Here is a 17,982-nt window from a genome sequence, read left to right as displayed (position 1 = left end):
GGTCAGGCTCCGATCTTGGCGTAGTTGGGGCGCCAGGGCAGCGTGATTGTGGTGTCGCGGGGGCCGGTGCGGTTTTTGGCGACGATGATTTCGACTTCGCCGGTGGGGATGCCGTCCATCTGGGGGTGGTGTAGGAGCAGGGCTACGTCGCAGTCCTGTTCGATGTCGCCGGTTTCGCGGAGGTCGGAAAGGATTGGGGGGCGGTTGGATTGGTCGGGGCCGCGGTTGAGTTGGGAGGCGATCGTGACGGCCAGGTCGAGTTCCTTACTCATTTTGACGGCCTCTTTCATGATGTGGCCCAGGGATTCTCGGCGGTCTCGGTGGCCTTTTGTGGCGGTGATGAGGCCGATGTAGTCGATGAATACGCCGTCCAGGCCGGTCGAGGCTTTCATTTGGCGGGCGATGGCGCGTATGTCCTCGATAGTGAGGGTGGAGTGGTCCATCAGCCACAGGTCGGTGTTGTCGATGCGGCCGCCCCGGTGGAACAGTTCGAGTTTGCGGCGGTCCCATTGATCGAGTTCGCGGCGGGTGATGCGGCCGTAGTTGGCTTCGGCTCCGGCGGACATGACGCGGGAGACCATTTCCAGTTCGGGCATTTCCAGGCTGAACACCAGTGCGCGGTGGCCGTTTTCGGCCATGTGGTGGGCGAGGTTGAGCAGGCCGATGGTTTTGCCGCCGCCGGGGCGGCCTGCGACGATGTAGACGCGTTTGGGGTGTTGGCCGCCGCCGATGACCTCGTTCAGTCGCACCCATGGCGTCGGGAAGATCCGGACCTGGGAGGGCGGGGCGTCCAGCCAGGTCCACCAGTCGGCCACCGCGTCGGACAGGCGGCGTGGACCCTCGGGCATGGGTGGTGTGACGGGTGGGAAGTCCTGCAGGCCATAGCCGTTGACGATGTGGTCGGCGGCGTCCTTTCCGACGGCCGGGCGTACCAGGGTGACCTCGGCGCGCCCCTCCAGCAGTGAAAGTGCCTGGCGAGCATGGGATTCGCCGATCTCGTCCATATCGCGGACGATGACGACCTTCTTACCGTGCAGCGGGGTCAAGTCGAACAGATGAAGTTTGCCCGCACCCATGGCGTTGCAGGTGGCGGTGCCGCCGAGCGATTCGATCGCCAGGACGTCCTTCTCCCCCTCGACCAGAAACACCGTATCCACGTCCGCCAGACGAGAGGCGCGGAACAGGCTGCGGCCCTGAGTGTTTCCCGTCTGGCTGAACTTCTTGGCGGGCGTGCGGCGCACGATGCGGCCGTCGTCGTAGCTGTAAGTAGCTCCCTGGGGGCTGTCGAACAGGTCGGGCATGGTCAGCCCGACGGCGTCGAGGACGGTGGCGGTGTCGTCGCTGTGGCTGTGGATGAGGACCTGGCCCTCGATGCCGCGGATCGACACCGAGCGATCGGCCGGGGAATGGCCGGGGGCCTGCGCGGAGGCGGTGTGGGTGCCGCGCTCGATCACGATCAGTCCGTGGGCGCGGAAGGCGTCGACGACTCGCTCGTAAGCGGTTGTCATGCGGTCAGTTCCAGTTGTTCGCCGTGGGCCAGGGCGCGCTGTTCGAGTTCGGCGCGATGGGTCGCGATCCAGGTCTTGTAGGCGGCGCGGTGGTATGCGCGCAGCGCGTCGGGGTCGTCGCGGTCGATATCGGCGGGCGGCGGGTAGGGCGGCGTCCAGGTCATGCCGGTGATGCGACTGATCGCGTCGGAGTACGGGTGGTCGGACCAGCGGTCGATGAAGGCGCGGATGCGTTCGGGGCTGCTGGTGACGGGCATGCGGCGCACGCGGGCAATGATGTCGCCGGGTTTGATCGGGAAGCGTTGGGGCTGGCGGTAGAAGTCCTTGACCGCCGCCAGGGCCTCGGCCGGGCCGATATTGTCGTCGACGAACAGGTCCGCCCACGCCTGCAGGCGGATCAGGTCGGCGGCGGGCATCTGCGGGTCGAGGGCTTCGGCGGCCGCGTAGGCGGTGGTGGCCGCCTCGATGTGACGAGGATTCATCGCGGTCCTCGCAGGGCGGGAAGTTGTTGTGCGGCTGCCAGTCTGCGGCCGAGTTCGACGGTCGCGCTCACCCGGGCGGTGGCATTGGTGCTGCGCGGGTCGGCGGGTTGGGGGGCGTCGAGCCAGCGTTCGCCGTTGAGCCAGGTCGCGGGGTGGGGTGTGTAGCGGTCTTCGCGGTTCGGGTCGTCGGCGAAGCGGTGGGTGGCCGCCATCAGGTCGTCGAAGCCGATCTTGGTGAGCGCCTTGGCGAATGCCTGCTGCGCGGCGCGTTTGGCTTGCTTGCGCGGCCAGACCGACCACCACGCCTCGAATCGAGCCGAATCGTGGGGTGCTACTGCGCGATGGGGTCGTTTCGGCTTTCCACCGCCGTGACAGACGATTCCCGCTGGGGTGGACCGTATTTCGATCAGCCCGGCGCGCTCCAGTACACCCGAGGTGACCTCGGAGGTGAACGACGCCCAGATGCCCGACGGCACGATGGTGGTGTCGTAGCGGGCACAGTACAACCAGCCGAGCAGCAGTGAATACTGGTGCCCACGTTCGAGTTCGCTGAAGCCCGGGCCGTCCGGGAAGTTGTCGGGAATGTGCACGAGGGTCACGCCGCGACCTCGAGAGGCCCGGCCGCGTCCATCTCGTGGCGGCGACTGGTACTCGGCGCGCACGGCCGGGCGCGGCGGCGATCCAGATCATCCTCGTCCCACTCCCAGGACAGATGCCAGCGCCGCGCGGCACCATAGCGGCGAGTCTGTTCACACGTGCCGGGAATCATCTGCAAGCTCGAGAAAGCACGCGCGAGCCGCCGCGCGACCTCCTCGGGAACGTCGCCGACCTGCCCTTCCGCGATTGCCGCTACCGCTTCGACGGTCAGCCGGGCCCGGGCCGCGATCTCGGTGATCGGATGGCCGTCGGCGATCAACGCACGCGCCCGGCGCAGCGAGCCGAGCACGTCGACATGTCCGGCGGGGATGCCGTCGTCGCCGGGGCGCACGCGCAGGATGCGTTCGTGGATATCGCGGGTGATGCGCTGATTGCGGCCGCGGTGGATCGCGACCACCGTGGGTCGGGCTATGCGGGCGGCGCGGGCTATGCGGGATTGGTTGCTGCCGTTGTCACATAGGAATTGGATGTGATTACGGGCCGTGTCGGCGGGTAGGAGGTCGACATACATTGCGGGCGAATCCATATCGAGGTCGAAGGTGGGACCGGCGGCGGTGTGGTCGGCGCTGCCGGTCGAGGGTGCGAGGCGAAAGATCAAGCGGCCGTGGGCCTGCCGGGCTGATGGGATTTCAACCAGCGCATCAGCTCGTCGTGCAGGATCACCTTGTTGCGACCGACCTGCAGGTAGGCCAGTTCGCAGTTGGTCATGGCGTCGTAGATGCGGCGCGGTTTGAGGCCGGTGCGGGCGGCGGCCTGTTCGGCGGTGTAGGAGATCTGTTCCATCACGGTTCCTGGTAGTAGTCGGCGGGTGCGTCCTCGACGTCGGGCGCGGCATTGCGGACCGCGACCTCGCGCATGTCCTCGGCGGAGGTGGCGACGAACTTCTCCAGCTGCCGGATGGCGACCTTGCGGTGCATCGGCGCACCGGGTGCGCGCCAGGGCGAGGAGGCGTTGTCCGCGCCGCGGGCCTTGGCTTTGGAGGCGGCGATCAGTTCGGGGGTGGCCTCGGCGACCGCGGTGACCGCCCCGTTGGGATAGACCGCGTACGCGTAGGCCGACACCGGTTCGCCGCGATCGGCGGCAGCGCGCTTGTGCTGCGGGCGATCGTCGAGGTTGGGGTCGTAGGCGTAGTCGTCGTTGGCGTGCACGACCTCGACCACCACGCGGGCATAGACGCCGGAGCGGTCGATGCGCTGCAGCACGCCCTTGTAATCCTCCCAGCCCTCGATCCGCGGACCCTTGGGGACCAGGTGGAACAGGCCCGAACCGGGTTCGTGGCCCAGGGCCGCGCATTTCATGAGCGTCTGCATCATCGACGCGCCCTGGTCGGCGCGGACGCGGTCGACCAGATCGGCATTGCTGTTGACCGCGCCGATGGCCAGGCGCAGCCAGCGGTCGATGCGGGCCTGCAGTTTCGGGGGCAGAACCGCGGCGATGTCGTCGCGGTACCTGTTGACGATGGACGCGGGGGTCAGCTCGGAGGCGTTGGCGGCGTTGGCGATCGAGCTCACGCGGCATCGGCTTCCGGGGTGGGCAGATAGCGGGCCCAGACATCGCAGCCGCGGGCGGCGGCCTCGAAGGCTCCGGCCGGTTCGAAGGAGCGCAGTTTGCCGCGGCGGATGTTGTTGGCTTGCGACGCGGCGACGGCCGGGTTGCCCGCGGTGAGGATGCGGCCCCACTTGTACGGGTTGGTGCGCAGGGTCGCGGCTTCGGCGGCGTAGGCGTGCGGGCGACCGCCCGTGGCGGTTCTCGGTGGCAGAGAGTCGGTGAGCTGCACGGTCATCCTTTCGGGAGGGCTTCGGTGATCGAGCCGTGGTGCGGGTTGGGTGCGGATTTGAGGAATGGGACGCCGTTGCCGCGGGGGCGTTGGCGCCAGGCGAGGGTTTGGTCGCCGCATTGCGCGCGCCAGGCGTCGCCCATGGTGTCGGCGAGTTCGTTGCGGACGTGCTGGAGTTGCCTTTCGGCCGTAGCGAATTCGGCTTGGGCGGTCCACCAGCGGTCGGCCAGATCGGCGGATATCTGGATCGTGCTGCCATCGATTTCGGGATGCAGGGTGCGCACGGCCTCGTAGGTCATGAGGTGGCTGTCGAGGTTGGGGGGCTGCCGGGCGGCGAGGGCGGCCATGAAGTCTGCGCCCGCGGTGATGAGAGTGTCGATGTCTTCGGCAGTGGGTTCGTAGCGGTAGGTGCGCCAGTCGCCGACGCCGAAGACGACGCGCAGATTCATGCCGTCGAGGCCGAGAACGATGCAGTACCAGCAGATCTGGGTCTTGTAGTAGATGGGGATGGCGTCGGTGCCCTCGGGTCCCCATTGATGATCGCGTGCGGCGCATTTGATTTCGATGCCGTCGACGAGGTCGCCGTCGGGATTCCAGATCAGGCCGTCGGGGTTTGCGATCATCCAGGGGCGGTCGATGTGGCGGTAGGTCCAGCCGGTGGTCATGGTGTGGTCGGGTGGGAGGAGTTCGCGTTCGTAGTGGTCGTAGATGACCGGCTCGAACAGCGAGCCCATGCGCATGTAGAGGTTTTCGCGGACCGGGGGCAGCAGATTCTGTTTGCGGTGCCACAGCGACCAGTAGGACTCCCAGGGGCTCAGGCCCAGGACCGCGGCGATCTCGCTGCCGCCCAGGCCGGTGGTGCGGGCGGTGTGCCATTCGGGTGAACCGGCGCGGAATCGGCCCAGCGGGACGGCGCAGCCGTTGATGGGCTGGGAGGTATGGGATGTCACGGGGTCCTTCGTCGACTGGTTCGGGGGCGTAGCTGCCCGAATCGCGTCCATGGTTCGGCGGGCGGCCGGGGGACGCTTCATCGGCGATGAGGATCGGGGCTCATCAGGTGGTTCACCTGATGCCGAAGCGCTCATGTTCCACGTACTATAGGACATATGGGACGTAACTGTCCAGTAGCGGAAGGCAGCTCGAGCTAAAGATCAGCGTGTGAAGCGTCCTACCGTCCCAAATCCCATGAACTCTGTGCGCTACAGTGGTCGGCACATCAGCGCAATCAGGGAGGACGCCCGGTCATGTCACGCGGAGAAATCGCGCCCGAGCCGTGGGCATCGGAAATGGCCGCGGCGGGATTCCTGCACCCGCGCACCGGGGTGCCCAGCCTCGCCCGGCTCGCCGAGGCCGCCGGGTTGGGTCCGAGCACTGTGCATCGACTGCTGACCGGTAAGGGCAACCGGTCCATTCCCGATGCGACGACGGTCATGAAGCTGGCGGATGCGCTCGGGATCGATCCGAAAGTCGTTGCGGCACGTCTGGATGTGAAGGCGCCCGCCAAGGGGTGGGCTCCTCCAGCCGGGATGGAGCTGCTGGAATCAGCGGATCTGGCGGTGCTGGAGGCCGTGGCGAAACGGCTGATCGCTCAGCGGCGCAAGGTTATTGCCGCCGAGGCCGGGCAGTTGGCGGCTGCGCAGCAGTAGCACAACACGATTCAACGCGAAGGCTCCAAAACTCAACAGACTGAACGAATCAGCTCCACCGCTTCGGTCATTGCATACCGATCGATCAGAAACCCGAGCACCTGTTCGACAGTCAGTGGCGGTCGCTCGAAGCGGACGATCATCGTTTCGATCGCATGCAACGCCGTCTCCGGAGAGACCGCGACAGTGTCGGCAGCGAACTGAGCTGCCGTCAAAATCTTGATCCGCGAAGGGATGAGGTCTTCACGCTCGGGAAAATCAGAGACGTTGTCGGTGACGATCGCCCCCGCGCCACCGACAACCGCCGCGGCGAGGACGTGCTCATCGTTCGGATCGGGCAGCCGGAATGTACCCTCCAGCGATTCCCAGTTCTCTACGCATGCGTCATCGAATCTCAAGGTCATCATGTCGATCAGATGACACGAGCGTTTTCGAGCTGTCTCCGGATCCTCGCCCCAGGCAACCAGTTTGGCGCTCTCGTGATATTCCAGCTCGCCGATGATCGCGCTCGACCATAGCGGCCGGTACATGCCCTCGACTGCCAGCGACAACAAGAAGTCACGTTGCAGGCTCGGCCAGAGCACGCACGTATCCAGCACTACGGCGAACATGTCCCGATTGTTTCAGTTCCGCCGCTCTGTCTTTCGGCGTTCGGCCATGATTCTGCGGGCTTGACGCAACTGTTCCCGAATCTCTTCCGGATCGTCCTCGGCATCGATGTCCACCGCGGTCTCGGCCAGTGCTTCGTACTGACGGTTACGTCTTGCTTCCCGGTAGACGAGGACGTCGTCCAGCCGCAATCGATGGCGATTACCGACCCGTTCGGCGGGCAGATCCCCTCTGTCGATGAGTCGTATCACCGTTGGGCGGCTGACCCCGAGCAGATCAGCGGCCTGCTGCGAGGTCAAGGTCATGCTTCGCGGCGCGACAGTTACCGCCTTGCCCGCCAGCAAGGCGGCAACGACCTGCTTCAATGCCTGATGAACTTCCTCCGGAAGCTCGATCCGGTCGTGCTCGTCGATGCCGACAAGGGCATAGCTCAGCTGCGCTTGTGTCCCCCAACGTTGCTCATGCGCCGTGAGGAAGCTCAATACTGGAGCCAAGTCCTGTGGATCACCAGCGGGGATGAAGGTTTTCTCTTCCAACGCTCGCCCACCCACGGTGCACACCTCCCTTGCCCGTTTGCCTCGGATGACGGACCATCGAACGATGAGAACGAGCTTTCGAAACTTGCGAATAGCTTCTCATGCCATCGCTCCGCGGCGGCACATATCAGTGGATACTGGTCCGCGTATCTATTGATACGTATCTGAACTTCGACGTATTCTCGGCTGGTGATCGAGTTCAACGTCACCCCGACTCGCACCGCATCCGGTCACCAGGACGACGCCGTGGCGCAGTCGTTGCGGGACCGAACCGCGCGCTGGTGGACCTGCTCGGATGTGAAACTCGAACAATTCGGCGATATCGCGCTTGCCGTCGAAAGCAACGTGGTGACCGGGGCTTTTGCCATCACCAGCTGGCAACGCGAGCCTGCCACCGGCAAGGTCGAGCTCACATTGGCCGATCTCCCGGCTGCCCACCTGGCCTGCGGGTGGGTTGGCCAAAGCGCGCCGATTCCGTGGGAACCCGGCCATCGTCAGCCCTTCAAATACGTCAGCCGTAAAGGTCTGATGCCCGCATCACCGTCCGATCAGGTCGGTCAGGACCCGCACAAACTGATCGCCGACCTGGCGCAGGCAGGGTGGTACCAGCTTTCCCGTGCGCACCGAAGCGATGCGGGTCCGATCGCCAGGCTCTCGCGTGCATACGAGACCTTCCAGCTCGTCGCGCGACTTGCGGTGCAGGGCACGCCGATTCCCGGCGGGCCCCGCTTACTCCAACCCATCCCCGAACTGGGCAAGACGGTGACACACGTCCGACGGGAACTTTCGGGCAAGATCGAGTATCTCCTGAGCAGGCCAGGCGTCGGCGCTGACGTGGACCTGATCATCGAGGAAATTCTCGAAGCTTTGCGGATGATCCATCGGAGAGCACTCGATTCCCGTCGGTCAGACGGTTGATTCATCCGGAGGCGTGCGAACGACGCCGCAGAAGATGGCCTGTCACGGGCAATCCACCGCGCGCTACCGAAAACCGATCCGGCAGCATCGCTTTCGATCGGTCAGGCCGCGGCCTCCAGGGCGAAGCGGACCCAATCGGCGACCAGCGCGACGCCCAGGCCCGCCGTCATGCCCGCTACAGCCTTGCTGTGACCGGGGGCAGAGTTGCGCCACCCCTTGAACTTTCCGAGGACGCTGCGGGGCGAGTGGAAGGGCGTAACCGCCTCCGGCTCGCCCGTGGCGGACCGGTACTCGGCCGCCATGCGATGCGCCTGGACTCCCAGGGCCGCGATGACGTCCGTGGCTTGGGCCGCGGTGATCTCGTCGGTCGTGCCGTCGGCATGCGTGATCACCACGTAGCCGGTTCCCTCTACCTGGTACGCCTCGAGGTGGACCTCGTGACCGCACTGGGTCACCAGGGTGGTTTCGCTCAGTGGGTCGGTGGCGGGGTCGCCGTCGGACATGGACGACTTCCTTTCTGGCGCAGCGTCATTGATCCACTGGGGACCGGGTTGTCGCAATGCTAGTACCGACCGTTCATGGAAAACAAGTCCGAACGGACCTTTTTGTGGAATCGGTCATCTTCGTACGAACCAGCAGGTTCGTGTTCTAGTTCACTTCACTGGGATTCGAGTAGGCCAGCCCGTGGAAACTCGATGAAAACCCCAGTTCCGAAGGGCGCGTGGGGAAAATCAGATGCTCCGCCGGGCGCACCGCCGCAGCGAGTGACCAGTCTTGTGACCACGTCGAGTGGTCCTTGATAGTGCAAATCCCCTATGACCAATGGTCACAGGGGATTTCTCTGCGCGCCCGGAGAGACTCGAACTCCCAACCTTCTGATCCGTAGTCAGATGCTCTATCCGTTGAGCTACGGGCGCAGGGTCGTATTCAGTTGTGTAAGCCCGACGGATCGGGCTTGGCGGAGGCGAGAGGATTTGAACCTCCGGTCCCCGTGAAGGGACAACTCATTAGCAGTGAGTCCCATTCGGCCGCTCTGGCACGCCTCCTGGAGCCTTCTCGTCGAGGGCCCGGTCCTTTCGAACCGCCGAGAGGCAAGAGTACAGATCGACCGCTCAGTAAGCAAAACGGCTGGTCATCGCAGGTGACAGTCGAACCAGTCGAAGATTCTGGTGCGGGCGTCCACGGCGGTGTGCGGGTCGTCGGTGTGGGCGTCGAGGCCGGGCTCGTCGGCGCGGTGGTGGAGGCCGGGGTAGGTGACCACGAGGGTGGCGGTGGCGGCGCGGGCCGCGGCCTCGCGCAGACTTTCGACCTCGCCGAAGGGGGTGGCGGCATCGGAGGCGCCGTAGAGGCCGAGCCAGGGGGCGCGTAGTCGGGGCGCGGCGCGCACGAGGGCGGTGGCCTGGGTGGTGAGCGGTTCGGCGATACCGGGGGCCGCGACGCTGACCGCGGCGCCGATCGGGCGGTCGGTGGCGACGAGCAGGGCCGCGGTGCCCGCGGAGTCGAAACCGAGTACGCCCACGCAGTCGGGGATGACGCCGCGGCCGACCAGCCAGTCGACGCACGCGTCGAAATCGGCGAACAGATCCGCGCCGAACACCTTGTCCGCGGGTGGGCCGGAGCGGTGGAACAGATTGGGCGCGACCACGATCCAACCCTCGCCCGCGAGCGATTTCAGGAACTCCAGCAACGCCTCGGCGAACTCGTGGGACTCGTGCAGGACGACGATTCCGCCGCGCGCGAAGCCGTCCGGTTCGAGGACGGTGATGGGCACTCGCGCCGGTGCCGCGTCCGGTTGCCGATCCGGATGTTCGGGACCGGTGTCGCGCGCCGACGCATGATCTCGATATACGCCCGACATGGATCCAGGGTAGTTCGCCTTTATAAAGTTCGGGACAACTCGCATGTAGGGGGTGGTCGGCGGAAAATTTTACGGCCACGACGACTGTCCGATCACGATCGTCCGGCACGTTCTAGGGTGGTTGATGTGACCGCTCGCATTCGTCCGGACCTCGAGTCCATCCCGGCATACACCCCCGGCCGCAGCAATCCCGGTGCGGTGAAGCTGGCCAGTAACGAGACCACCTTCGGCCCGCTGCCGACCGTCGCCAAGGCGATCGCCGAGGCGGCCGAGCTGGTCAACCGATACCCGGACAACGGCGCCGGCGAACTTCGCGCGGCCGTCGCGCGGTTCCACGATGTCGATATCGCGAATGTGGCCGTCGGCTGCGGCAGCGTAGCGCTGTGCCAGGAACTGGTCCAGATCACCTGTGCCGCATCGACGGACGAGGTGCTGTTCGCGTGGCGGTCGTTCGAGGCGTATCCGATCGTGACCCAGGTGGGCAATGCCCGGGCCGTCCAGGTTCCGCTCACCGACAGCTATGCGCACGACTTCGACGCCATGGCCGCGGCGATCAGCGAGCACACCAAGCTGATCTTCGTCTGCAATCCGAACAATCCCACCGGCACCGCCTACGGGCGCACCGAGATCGAGCGATTCCTCGACGCGGTGCCCGACCACATCCTGGTCGTGCTGGACGAGGCGTATTACGAATATCTGCGCGTCGAGGATCATCCCGACGGCATCGAGATCGGCCGCGGCCGTCCGAATGTGCTTGTGCTGCGGACCTTCTCGAAGGCCTACGGACTGGCCGGACTGCGCGTCGGCTACGCCGTCGGTGATCCCGAGGTGATCACCGCGCTGCTGAAGGTGCACATCCCGTTCAGCGTGAACCGGCTCGCCCAGGCCGCGGCCGTCGCCTCCCTCGAGGCGCGCGAGGAACTGCTCGATCGCACCGACAAACTCATCGCCGAACGGAATCGGATTCGCGAGGCCCTGCAGACCGCCGGGTACACCGTGCCGCCGAGCGAGGCGAACTTCCTCTGGCTACCACTGGGCGATCGCAGCGTGGCCTATGCCGAGGCCAGTGCCGACGCCGGAGTTCTGCTGCGGCCGTACGCGAACGACGGCGTGCGGGTGACCGCGGGCGATCCGCACGAGAACGACCTGTTCCTGGCCTTCGCCACCGATCCCGCGGTCCTCGCGCGTTTCCTCGGCTGAACCGCTAGCCCACGCCCAGCGCCTGTGCGAGAGTCGGCCAGGCCCTGGGCAATTCGTCGGCCCAGTACGGCCACGAATGGGTGCCGACCGGCCGCAGATCCGTCGCGGCCGGGATGCGCATGCGCTCGAGTCGATCGGCCAGGGCCATGGTGCAGGCGTTGGCGGCGGCTTCCAGCGGGCCGCCGAAACTGATCGAGGTCGGATAGTCCGGATGGCCCGGGGTGTCGTACGGGCCGGGCAGGCCGCTGGACGCCGAGAGGAAGATCGCGGTGCCGCGCAGGCTGTCGGCATGGGTCATCACGTCGTGGGCGAGCCAGTCCGGATCTTCCTCGTTGCCGAACATATTGTTCGGATCGCCGCCGTAGGTGCGCACCACCGCCCGCGCCTGGGCCTGGCCGAGATCCGAACCCATGGCGTAGCAACCACTGTGGGCCGCCACGGCGCGATAGACGCCAGGATTGCGCATCACCAGCATCATGGCCGCCTCGGCCCCCATCGAGACGCCCTCGATGGCGTCGCGGCCGTTGCCCTCGAAGGTCGAGTCGATCAGCGGGGGCAGTTCGCGGGTGAGGAATGTCTCCCACTGGTTGTTGCCCAGGACCGGATCCGTGCGCTGCCAATCGGTGTAATAGCCCGCCGGACCGCCGACCGTGAGAACGACATTGACCGGCTTGTCGGCGAAGAAGTCCACCGCGCCCGCGCGCTCGATCCAGTTGTTGCTGTCCTTGACGGCGCTGCGACCGTCGAGCATGTAGAGGGTGGGGCGCGGTTTGGAGCGATCGGCGGGCAACAGCACCTGCACCTGCACGGTGCGTTCCATCGCGGGGGATTTCACGAAGACCCGCAGGCGGCGTTCGGTGATCTGTTCGATGTGATCGATCGAGGCCACCGCCGGGCGGGGGTCCTCGGTCGCAGGCGCGGGACCGTCGGCCGAACCGGAGTTGACCGGCGGCGATGCCGGGGCGGCGTCGACGGGCGCCGCGTACAACACCGCACCGAGCAACAGTGCGGCGCTGGCGAGGGCGCCGGGCAGGCGGCGCCGGAACCGGCGACGAACCATGGCGCCATCCTGCCAGAGCGCATCGAATGCGTCGAAGCGGCTCATGGCCGCGTCGTCACAAAAGTGACCCGCGACACACGAATTGGATAGGGGTCAATCGGACAGGCGCGCGCCCCAGCGATGTTCGACATCGGCCAGCCGCCAGACGGCCACCGCCGCCGCCCACGTCAGCACGAACAGTCCGACGATGATGAAGCCGAGCGCGCCCAGATCCAGATTGCCGATCCAGGCCACGATCCCGGAGTCCACACCGGCCTTCTCGACCAGCAGCGAGATCAGCTCCTGACCGCCGACCAGCAACGCCACCGCGACCGAGAGGCCGGTGATCACCAGGTTGTAGTAGATCTTGCGGATCGGCCGCACGAACGCCCAGCCGTAGGCGTAACTCATGAACGAGCCGTCGAGCGAGTCGAACAGCGACATCCCGGCCGAAAACAGCACGGGCAGCACCAGAATCGCGTACCAGGGCAGTCCGGTCGCCGCCGCGCCGCCCGCGATCACCAGCAGTCCCACCTCGGTGACCGTGTCGAAGCCCAGCCCGAACAGCAGCCCGACCGGATACATGTGCCAGGGGCGACGCACGGTGCGCATGACGGGCCCGACGGCTCGCGCGAGCACCCCGCGCGGTTCCAAGGCACGCTCCAGATCGCCCTCGTTCACCTCGCCGCGGCGCATCCGCCGGAAAACGCTCCAAATGCCCAGCAGCGACGCCAGATTCAGCAGGCCGATGAGAATCAGGAAGACCCCCGACACGCTGGTCCCCCACACCCCGGTCCAGCGCTGCAGCGAGGAGTTGTCGTCCTCCAGATTCGCCGCCAGCGCCCGCACGCCCAGCGCCAGCAGGGCGACCAGGATGAACACCACCGAGGAGTGACCGAGGGAGAACCAGAATCCGACCGACTGCGCCTTCGCTCTGCCCTTCTCCGCCACCAGCTTTCGGGTGACATTGTCGATGGCGACGATATGATCGGCGTCGAAGGCATGCCGCATGCCCAGCGTGTAGGCGGTGATCCCCAGCCCCACCCCGTACACGGCCCCGTTGACCATGTGATGCTGCGGCACAACCAGAAACAGCAGCGTCCCCCAGCCGAGTACATGCAACCCCACGACGGCGACCGCCATCCCGACCACGCTGCGCACTGCCGAACCCCATTTCCCGATCGAGCCGAACAATCGTATCGCCGACCGATTGCGTACCGCGCCCCGACCGCCAGTACGCTGAAAGCGCTTCGGCTCACCCCCGAAGCGAGGTGGGTTGCCCGAGCGGCCTAAGGGAACGGTCTTGAAAACCGTCGTGGTTCACGCCACCGTGGGTTCAAATCCCACACCCACCGCACGGACTCGTTGCATGACCGAGAACCCGATGGTGACATCCGGGTTGTCGTTGAGGACCTCGCCGTAGAGCTCGGTCCAGGAGTGACATGCGTAGCGGGGATTGGTGCAGGTGCGTTCGCGGGCGATGATTGCCTCGGCGGGTAGGCCGATGGCCGACAGGTAGGCGCCGAGGGACAGGGAACGGTAGGCACATTCCGCTCGGAGGCATTGCTCGCAGGGCCAATTGGCTGAACAGGATTTCGCGGCGGGCCAGTCGGATCGCGACCGGCGGTGCCAGCGGGTCGGGGAGTAGGGGCTCGGGGGCGGGGCCAGGTCTCGGAGGTAGCGGTGGGCCGGTCCCCGGCCTTGGGCGCGGAGCAGGCGTAGCGCCGTCCAGGTTCGCCGGAGCGCGTAACCGCGGAGCCGATATGGCAGGCGGGGTGGCGGCGGCACGCCGTCGATATCGGACAGCATGGACTCGAGCCAGGGCGCCGGATCGGTCATCGGGCGTCCGTTCGCGCGAGCAGGCGATGTTCGGTGAGCTGACCGATCGGCTCGGCCAGTCCGGCAGGCAACAGCTCGGGACTCGCGTCGACGCGCTGTTCGAGCTGCCGCACCACTTCGGCTTCGGTTTCGCAGGTCATCGCGATCTGCACCATGAGCGTGGCGGTGGGGTTCAGTTGGAAGTAGACGCCGTCCCGGGTGTCCATGATGACGCCGACTCCGTCGGTGGTATCCAGGACGGCATCGTCGCCGAGTCGCAGCAGTGACATGGGTTATCAGCTCCTCACCGGTTGTGACGACCGGCTTTCCAGGCCGCGCAGAAACAGCTCCGTCATGGCGGTACAGATCAGGGCTTCGGCACTGCGGCGGATCGACAGCGGGTCGGCCTGGACGGCCGCCAAACCGCCGGGGGTCGACGATGTTCATCCGCGCCAGCATCGAGTCGTCGCCGAGGAGTTCGGCGAAGATCGGCGGATGGTTCAGCAGCCCGGCCAGCTGTGCGTAGCGTCCGCTCCGGAGCGCGGCGACGAGCCGGTCGACGAGCGGATCGTCCACGACGCCGGCGAGTGCGCCGCCCAGCGCGAGACAGGCGGGCTGCGCCGGGCGGGCTGATCGGGAACCGCGGTCCGTCCCCGGGCGAATTGCGGGAGTTCGGAAATGAGGCTTCGGACGACGGATAATATTCCTACCGGTCCGGTGAATTCTATTCACACGCGGCCGGTCCTGCACGGACTACGATGCGCCGCAAGAGATCTCGGAACCGAGTGCGGGCAACTGTCAGAACTCGACCGCAACCTCTGGAGGGTCTTTTCGTCGACCCCTATCCGGTATTCGAATGCGGAAGAATTCTCGTCCGGTACGCCGGCCGAATTATACTGTCGTGCATTTATTTTCGAATGGATCGCAATCCGCGCTACGGGCGGTTGTTGATCTCCTTATCGATGAGTTCGAAGACCTCGCCGATAACCGTGAGTTGTTCCGGGGTCAGCAGATCGATGAAATCGCGGCGGACGGCGGTCACGTGGCCGGGGGCGGCGGCTTGCAGGCGGCGGACGCCCTCCTCGGTGAGGTGGGCGCGCACGCCGCGGCCGTCCTCCTCGGCGCTGGTGCGCCGGACCATGCCCTGGGTCTCCATGCGGCGGATCTGGTGGGTCAGGCGGCTGCGGGAGGACAGGACGCCGTCGGCCAGATCGCTCATGCGCAGTGACAGGTCCGGCGATTCGGACAGCAGCACCAGGATGCGGTATTCGGGCAGGGTCAGGTCGCTGTCGCGCTGCAGCTGTCGGTTCAGTTCCGACATCAGGCGCTGATGTCCATCCATATAGGCACGCCACGCGCGCTGTTGGGCCGAGCTGAGCCACCTCGGCCCCGGCGCCGTGCGACCGCTCGGTTCCTCAGCCATATGGTCATTCTATTAGCAGGAAATCTTGGAATGTTGCCAGGTCAGCGCTGCGTCGACAGCAGCGTGCGATCGAGGTCGGCGATCGAGGCGCAACCGGCGAGACCCATGGTCTGATCGAGGTCGCCCAGCAGCAGTCGCAATGCGTGCCGCACACCGTCGCGCCCGGCCAGACCCAGGCCGTAGGCCCACGGGCGGCCGTACAGCACGGCCTTGGCGCCCAGCGCGAGCGCGATCATCGCATCCGAACCGCTGCGGATGCCGGAGTCGAACAGCACATCGGCGCGATCGCCGATGGTGGCCACGATCGCGGGCAGGGCGTCGAGCGCGGCCGCGGCGCCGTCGACTTGGCGCGCGCCGTGATTGCTCACCACCACCGCGTCCGCGCCCGCGTCGACGAGCGCGCGGGCGTCGTCGGGATGTAATACGCCCTTCACCGCGATCGGCAGATCGGTCCACTCGCGCAGCCGGGCCAGATCGGCCGGGCGCAGACCGTGATTGCCGAACAGCCCGACCCAGGTGAGCACGGCCATGCGCAGCGCCTCCTCGCTCTCCTCGGGCGGGGTCGCCAGCTTGGCGCGAAACACCGGATCGGACAGATAGTTCGCTATGCCCTTGCCCTGCAGGAACGGCAGATGCCCCAGCTCCAGATCGCGAGGACGCCAACCCAATCCGGGCGTATCGGCGGTGACGACGATCGCCCGGGCGCCCGCCTTCACCGCGCGCTCGACGAACGAGCGGGCCAGCTCGTGATCGCCCGGCCAGTACAGCTGATACCACCACGCCCCGGCCGCGGCCCCGGCCTCCTCGATCGTCGAGGACGCGGCGGTCGAAAGCACCATGCCGATACCCAATTCGCGGGTCACCTCGGCGACCAGCGTCTCGCCGCGCTCGTGCAGCAGTTCCAGCACGCCGATGGGCGCGGTCAGCACCGGCGCGGCCAATTTGGTGCCCAGTACCTCCACCGACAGATCGCGCGCGCCGGGCGCGGTGGCGCCCCGCCACATACGCGGTAACAGCCGATACCGGTCGAATGCCGCGAGATTGGCCGCCGCGGTGCGCTCCGCCGACGCACTGCCCGCCACGTACGCGAAGACGGCCGGGTCCAGCACCTCGCGGGCGCGCTGTTCCAATCCGGCTGCCGTCATGGGTAATTCGGGCACGCTACCGGACAATCCGGCCAGGTAGATCTCGTACTGGAAGTCGGCGAAACTACTCACCCGGCACACGCTAGTCCGCCGGATCGCGGTGCGGAGGCGAGCCGCCGAACTGGTGTCACCCGGGGCCGCACGGGTATTCGGTCGGCGGGCGGAAGGAGGTGCGATATGACCGATACCGAGCGATTGCAGGAACTGCGACGCCGGGGCGAGGCCGCGGGCATCGCGGGCTGTGCCGAGATGACCGCCGACGAATTGCGGGCGGCGCTGGGCCTTATGTCCAAGGGGGTGGATGCGGAAACGGCCGAACGTGCAGCGGTCGAGCGCTCATGACCACCCGAGCGTCGTAAGGTCGCGGGTATGTACGCAGTGACACTCGACGGATTCGGTGGGCCCGAGGTGATGCGGTGGGCGGAGGTGCCGGACCTACCGCCGCCCGGGCCCGGCGAGGTGGCGATCGATGTCACCGCGGCCGGGGTGAACCGAGCCGATCTACTGCAGCGCCAGGGCAATTACCCGCCCCCGCCCGGGGCGAGTGAGATCCTCGGTCTCGAATGTTCCGGGGTGATCGCGGAAGTCGGTGCGGGCGTGGCGGATCGGCGCGCGGGTGAGCGCGTGTGCGCCCTGCTGTCCGGGGGCGGTTACGCCGAGCGGGTGGTCGTACCCGCGACGCAGGTGCTGCCGATTCCGGAAGGTCTGGACACCGCGGCGGCGGCGGCGCTGCCGGAGGTCGCGGCCACGGTCTGGTCGAATCTGGTGATGCGGGCGGGTCTGCACGCGGGCCAGTTGCTGTTGATCCACGGCGGCGGCAGTGGGATCGGCACCCATGCCATTCAGATCGCGGTCAGCCGCGGCGCACGGGTCGCGGTCACCGCCGGTTCGGCGGGCAAACTGGACCGCTGTAAGGAACTCGGCGCGAATATCCTGATCAACTACCGCGAGGAGGATTTCGTCGCGGTCCTCGGCGAATTCGGTGGCGCCGACATCATTCTGGACAATATGGGCGCGGCCTATCTGGGCCGCAATATCGACGCCCTCGCCCCGGACGGCCAGCTGTGCGTCATCGGCATGCAGGGTGGTCTCCGCGGCGAGCTGAATCTCGCGACACTGCTCGGCAAGCGCGGCACCGTGCACGCCACCAACCTGCGTCGCCGCCCGGCCACCGGGCGCTCGAGCAAGGCCGAGATCATCTCCGAACTGCACCGCCACGTCTGGCCCTCGGTCGCCGACGGCACGATCGTCCCGGTCGTCAGCGCCGAGATTCCGGTCGACAAGGCCCCCGAGGCGCACCGGGCGCTCGACTCGTCGGAGACGGTCGGCAAGGTCCTGCTTCGGATTCGCGAGGATTGACCGCTAG

At 66.7% G+C, this 17,982-nt stretch carries 24 protein-coding genes and 3 tRNA genes; 7 read left to right on the top strand and 20 right to left on the bottom strand.

Features of this window, described 5'->3' with window-relative positions:
* Nucleotides 1–2: 2 nt before the first annotated feature.
* From NP4_RS19995 to NP4_RS19960, 8 genes are read right to left on the bottom strand one after another with little or no spacing between them, the layout of a single operon-like run.
* Entirely contained in the window at nt 3–1,508 is a 1,506-nt protein-coding gene (locus tag NP4_RS19995) for a DnaB-like helicase C-terminal domain-containing protein (RefSeq protein ID WP_067999906.1), read from the bottom strand.
* Nucleotides 1,505–1,990 (bottom strand): hypothetical protein, encoded by a 486-nt coding sequence (locus NP4_RS19990; RefSeq protein WP_067999904.1) that lies wholly within the window; start codon nt 1,988–1,990, stop codon nt 1,505–1,507. The genes NP4_RS19995 and NP4_RS19990 overlap by 4 nt, the downstream gene beginning before the upstream one ends.
* A complete protein-coding gene (locus NP4_RS19985) occupies nt 1,987–2,589 on the bottom strand; it encodes an LvrA C-terminal domain-related protein (protein ID WP_067999903.1) in 603 nt (200 codons plus the stop codon). Before NP4_RS19985 ends, NP4_RS19990 begins: the two co-directional genes overlap by 4 nt.
* Nucleotides 2,586–3,245, bottom strand: coding sequence for a hypothetical protein (locus NP4_RS19980; protein ID WP_067999901.1), 660 nt, complete (start codon nt 3,243–3,245; stop codon nt 2,586–2,588). Before NP4_RS19980 ends, NP4_RS19985 begins: the two co-directional genes overlap by 4 nt.
* Complete coding sequence (locus NP4_RS19975) at nt 3,242–3,430, bottom strand: helix-turn-helix domain-containing protein (protein WP_062503346.1); 189 nt, start codon at nt 3,428–3,430, stop codon at nt 3,242–3,244. Before NP4_RS19975 ends, NP4_RS19980 begins: the two co-directional genes overlap by 4 nt.
* Nucleotides 3,430–4,158, bottom strand: a complete 729-nt coding sequence (locus NP4_RS41680) for a RecT family recombinase (RefSeq protein WP_067999899.1) — start codon at nt 4,156–4,158, stop codon at nt 3,430–3,432. Before NP4_RS41680 ends, NP4_RS19975 begins: the two co-directional genes overlap by 1 nt.
* Entirely contained in the window at nt 4,155–4,424 is a 270-nt protein-coding gene (locus tag NP4_RS41675; protein ID WP_169813772.1) for a hypothetical protein, read from the bottom strand. Before NP4_RS41675 ends, NP4_RS41680 begins: the two co-directional genes overlap by 4 nt.
* 2 nt (nt 4,425–4,426) lie before the next feature.
* Nucleotides 4,427–5,374 (bottom strand): YqaJ viral recombinase family nuclease, encoded by a 948-nt coding sequence (locus NP4_RS19960; protein ID WP_067999896.1) that lies wholly within the window; start codon nt 5,372–5,374, stop codon nt 4,427–4,429.
* 294 nt (nt 5,375–5,668) lie between these two features.
* On the opposite strand from NP4_RS19960, the gene NP4_RS19955 reads away from it, so the two are divergent.
* Nucleotides 5,669–6,070 (top strand): helix-turn-helix domain-containing protein, encoded by a 402-nt coding sequence (locus NP4_RS19955; protein ID WP_082876030.1) that lies wholly within the window; start codon nt 5,669–5,671, stop codon nt 6,068–6,070.
* 32 nt (nt 6,071–6,102) lie between these two features.
* Here the strand turns inward: NP4_RS19955 and NP4_RS19950 are convergent, their stop codons facing one another.
* Both NP4_RS19950 and NP4_RS19945 read right to left on the bottom strand, forming a co-directional pair.
* Complete coding sequence (locus NP4_RS19950) at nt 6,103–6,681, bottom strand: PIN domain-containing protein (protein WP_067999892.1); 579 nt, start codon at nt 6,679–6,681, stop codon at nt 6,103–6,105.
* Nucleotides 6,682–6,693: 12 nt separating this feature from the next.
* Nucleotides 6,694–7,230, bottom strand: a complete 537-nt coding sequence (locus tag NP4_RS19945) for a helix-turn-helix domain-containing protein (protein WP_068000209.1) — start codon at nt 7,228–7,230, stop codon at nt 6,694–6,696.
* A gap of 174 nt (nt 7,231–7,404) precedes the next feature.
* Here NP4_RS19945 and NP4_RS19940 point away from each other — a divergent pair, with 174 nt between their 5' ends.
* Nucleotides 7,405–8,133 carry a hypothetical protein gene (locus NP4_RS19940; protein WP_067999891.1) on the top strand — a complete coding sequence of 243 codons (729 nt, stop codon included), beginning with the start codon at nt 7,405–7,407 and terminating at the stop codon, nt 8,131–8,133.
* A 101-nt stretch (nt 8,134–8,234) separates the two neighbouring features.
* On the opposite strand, the gene NP4_RS19935 is transcribed toward NP4_RS19940, so the two are convergent.
* The 4 genes from NP4_RS19935 to NP4_RS19920 form a co-directional block, all read right to left on the bottom strand.
* Nucleotides 8,235–8,636 (bottom strand): hypothetical protein, encoded by a 402-nt coding sequence (locus NP4_RS19935; protein WP_067999888.1) that lies wholly within the window; start codon nt 8,634–8,636, stop codon nt 8,235–8,237.
* A gap of 341 nt (nt 8,637–8,977) precedes the next feature.
* Nucleotides 8,978–9,050 (bottom strand) — tRNA-Arg (locus tag NP4_RS19930).
* A 39-nt stretch (nt 9,051–9,089) separates the two neighbouring features.
* A tRNA-Ser gene (locus NP4_RS19925) sits at nt 9,090–9,179 on the bottom strand.
* An 86-nt stretch (nt 9,180–9,265) separates the two neighbouring features.
* Nucleotides 9,266–9,991, bottom strand: coding sequence for a dienelactone hydrolase family protein (locus NP4_RS19920; RefSeq protein ID WP_067999886.1), 726 nt, complete (start codon nt 9,989–9,991; stop codon nt 9,266–9,268).
* 126 nt (nt 9,992–10,117) lie between these two features.
* Between NP4_RS19920 and hisC the strand changes: the two genes are divergently transcribed.
* Nucleotides 10,118–11,191 (top strand): histidinol-phosphate transaminase, encoded by a 1,074-nt coding sequence (gene hisC / locus NP4_RS19915; protein WP_067999885.1) that lies wholly within the window; start codon nt 10,118–10,120, stop codon nt 11,189–11,191.
* Between the two features lie 4 nt (nt 11,192–11,195).
* Here hisC and NP4_RS19910 read toward each other — a convergent pair whose 3' ends face one another.
* Together NP4_RS19910 and nicT are read right to left on the bottom strand one after the other, a co-directional pair.
* Entirely contained in the window at nt 11,196–12,251 is a 1,056-nt protein-coding gene (locus NP4_RS19910; protein WP_068000207.1) for an alpha/beta hydrolase, read from the bottom strand.
* Nucleotides 12,252–12,344: 93 nt separating this feature from the next.
* A complete protein-coding gene (nicT, locus tag NP4_RS19905; protein ID WP_484194062.1) occupies nt 12,345–13,391 on the bottom strand; it encodes a Nickel transporter NicT in 1,047 nt (348 codons plus the stop codon).
* A 109-nt stretch (nt 13,392–13,500) separates the two neighbouring features.
* On the opposite strand from nicT, the gene NP4_RS19900 reads away from it, so the two are divergent.
* Nucleotides 13,501–13,585, top strand: a tRNA-Ser gene (locus NP4_RS19900).
* Here the strand turns inward: NP4_RS19900 and NP4_RS40040 are convergent.
* Complete coding sequence (locus tag NP4_RS40040; RefSeq protein WP_082876029.1) at nt 13,551–14,069, bottom strand: lasso peptide biosynthesis protein; 519 nt, start codon at nt 14,067–14,069, stop codon at nt 13,551–13,553. The two genes, NP4_RS19900 and NP4_RS40040, sit on opposite strands and share 35 nt — an antisense overlap.
* The gene (locus NP4_RS19895) at nt 14,066–14,338 is read right to left on the bottom strand and encodes a PqqD family protein (RefSeq protein ID WP_067999882.1); all 273 of its coding nucleotides are present in this window, start codon (nt 14,336–14,338) and stop codon (nt 14,066–14,068) included. The genes NP4_RS40040 and NP4_RS19895 overlap by 4 nt, the downstream gene beginning before the upstream one ends.
* A gap of 64 nt (nt 14,339–14,402) precedes the next feature.
* On the opposite strand from NP4_RS19895, the gene NP4_RS19890 reads away from it, so the two are divergent.
* Complete coding sequence (locus NP4_RS19890) at nt 14,403–14,681, top strand: hypothetical protein (RefSeq protein WP_067999880.1); 279 nt, start codon at nt 14,403–14,405, stop codon at nt 14,679–14,681.
* Between the two features lie 301 nt (nt 14,682–14,982).
* Here the strand turns inward: NP4_RS19890 and NP4_RS19885 are convergent, their stop codons facing one another.
* Nucleotides 14,983–15,471 carry a MarR family winged helix-turn-helix transcriptional regulator gene (locus NP4_RS19885; RefSeq protein ID WP_067999879.1) on the bottom strand — a complete coding sequence of 163 codons (489 nt, stop codon included), beginning with the start codon at nt 15,469–15,471 and terminating at the stop codon, nt 14,983–14,985.
* 41 nt (nt 15,472–15,512) lie between these two features.
* The gene (locus NP4_RS19880) at nt 15,513–16,688 is read right to left on the bottom strand and encodes an alpha-hydroxy-acid oxidizing protein (RefSeq protein ID WP_067999877.1); all 1,176 of its coding nucleotides are present in this window, start codon (nt 16,686–16,688) and stop codon (nt 15,513–15,515) included.
* Between the two features lie 105 nt (nt 16,689–16,793).
* On the opposite strand from NP4_RS19880, the gene NP4_RS41010 reads away from it, so the two are divergent.
* On the top strand, nt 16,794–16,958 hold the full coding sequence (locus tag NP4_RS41010; protein WP_156524925.1) for a hypothetical protein: 165 nt from the start codon (nt 16,794–16,796) through the stop codon (nt 16,956–16,958).
* Between the two features lie 27 nt (nt 16,959–16,985).
* Entirely contained in the window at nt 16,986–17,975 is a 990-nt protein-coding gene (locus NP4_RS19875) for an NAD(P)H-quinone oxidoreductase (RefSeq protein ID WP_067999875.1), read from the top strand.
* Nucleotides 17,976–17,982 lie beyond the last annotated feature (7 nt).

It is taken from the genome of Nocardia pseudobrasiliensis NBRC 108224 (assembly GCF_001613105.1).
Classification (GTDB): domain Bacteria; phylum Actinomycetota; class Actinomycetes; order Mycobacteriales; family Mycobacteriaceae; genus Nocardia; species Nocardia pseudobrasiliensis.
The sequence above is the reverse complement of the archived record's forward strand: the minus strand, read 5'-3'. Positions and strand labels throughout refer to the sequence as shown.

What these genes read in the sequence shown, in the direction of transcription:
- NP4_RS19885 (WP_067999879.1), bottom strand. Translation starts at nt 15,471, where the DNA reads ATGGCTGAGGAACCGAGCGGTCGCACGGCGCCGGGGCCGAGGTGGCTC.
- NP4_RS19890 (WP_067999880.1), top strand. Translation starts at nt 14,403, where the DNA reads ATGGCGGTACAGATCAGGGCTTCGGCACTGCGGCGGATCGACAGCGGG.
- NP4_RS40040 (WP_082876029.1), bottom strand. Translation starts at nt 14,069, where the DNA reads ATGACCGATCCGGCGCCCTGGCTCGAGTCCATGCTGTCCGATATCGAC.
- NP4_RS19895 (WP_067999882.1), bottom strand. Translation starts at nt 14,338, where the DNA reads ATGTCACTGCTGCGACTCGGCGACGATGCCGTCCTGGATACCACCGAC.
- NP4_RS19995 (WP_067999906.1), bottom strand. Translation starts at nt 1,508, where the DNA reads ATGACAACCGCTTACGAGCGAGTCGTCGACGCCTTCCGCGCCCACGGA.
- NP4_RS19990 (WP_067999904.1), bottom strand. Translation starts at nt 1,990, where the DNA reads ATGAATCCTCGTCACATCGAGGCGGCCACCACCGCCTACGCGGCCGCC.
- NP4_RS19935 (WP_067999888.1), bottom strand. Translation starts at nt 8,636, where the DNA reads ATGTCCGACGGCGACCCCGCCACCGACCCACTGAGCGAAACCACCCTG.
- NP4_RS19950 (WP_067999892.1), bottom strand. Translation starts at nt 6,681, where the DNA reads ATGTTCGCCGTAGTGCTGGATACGTGCGTGCTCTGGCCGAGCCTGCAA.
- NP4_RS19955 (WP_082876030.1), top strand. Translation starts at nt 5,669, where the DNA reads ATGTCACGCGGAGAAATCGCGCCCGAGCCGTGGGCATCGGAAATGGCC.
- NP4_RS19975 (WP_062503346.1), bottom strand. Translation starts at nt 3,430, where the DNA reads ATGGAACAGATCTCCTACACCGCCGAACAGGCCGCCGCCCGCACCGGC.
- NP4_RS19920 (WP_067999886.1), bottom strand. Translation starts at nt 9,991, where the DNA reads ATGTCGGGCGTATATCGAGATCATGCGTCGGCGCGCGACACCGGTCCC.
- NP4_RS19875 (WP_067999875.1), top strand. Translation starts at nt 16,986, where the DNA reads ATGTACGCAGTGACACTCGACGGATTCGGTGGGCCCGAGGTGATGCGG.
- NP4_RS41010 (WP_156524925.1), top strand. Translation starts at nt 16,794, where the DNA reads ATGACCGATACCGAGCGATTGCAGGAACTGCGACGCCGGGGCGAGGCC.
- NP4_RS19910 (WP_068000207.1), bottom strand. Translation starts at nt 12,251, where the DNA reads ATGGTTCGTCGCCGGTTCCGGCGCCGCCTGCCCGGCGCCCTCGCCAGC.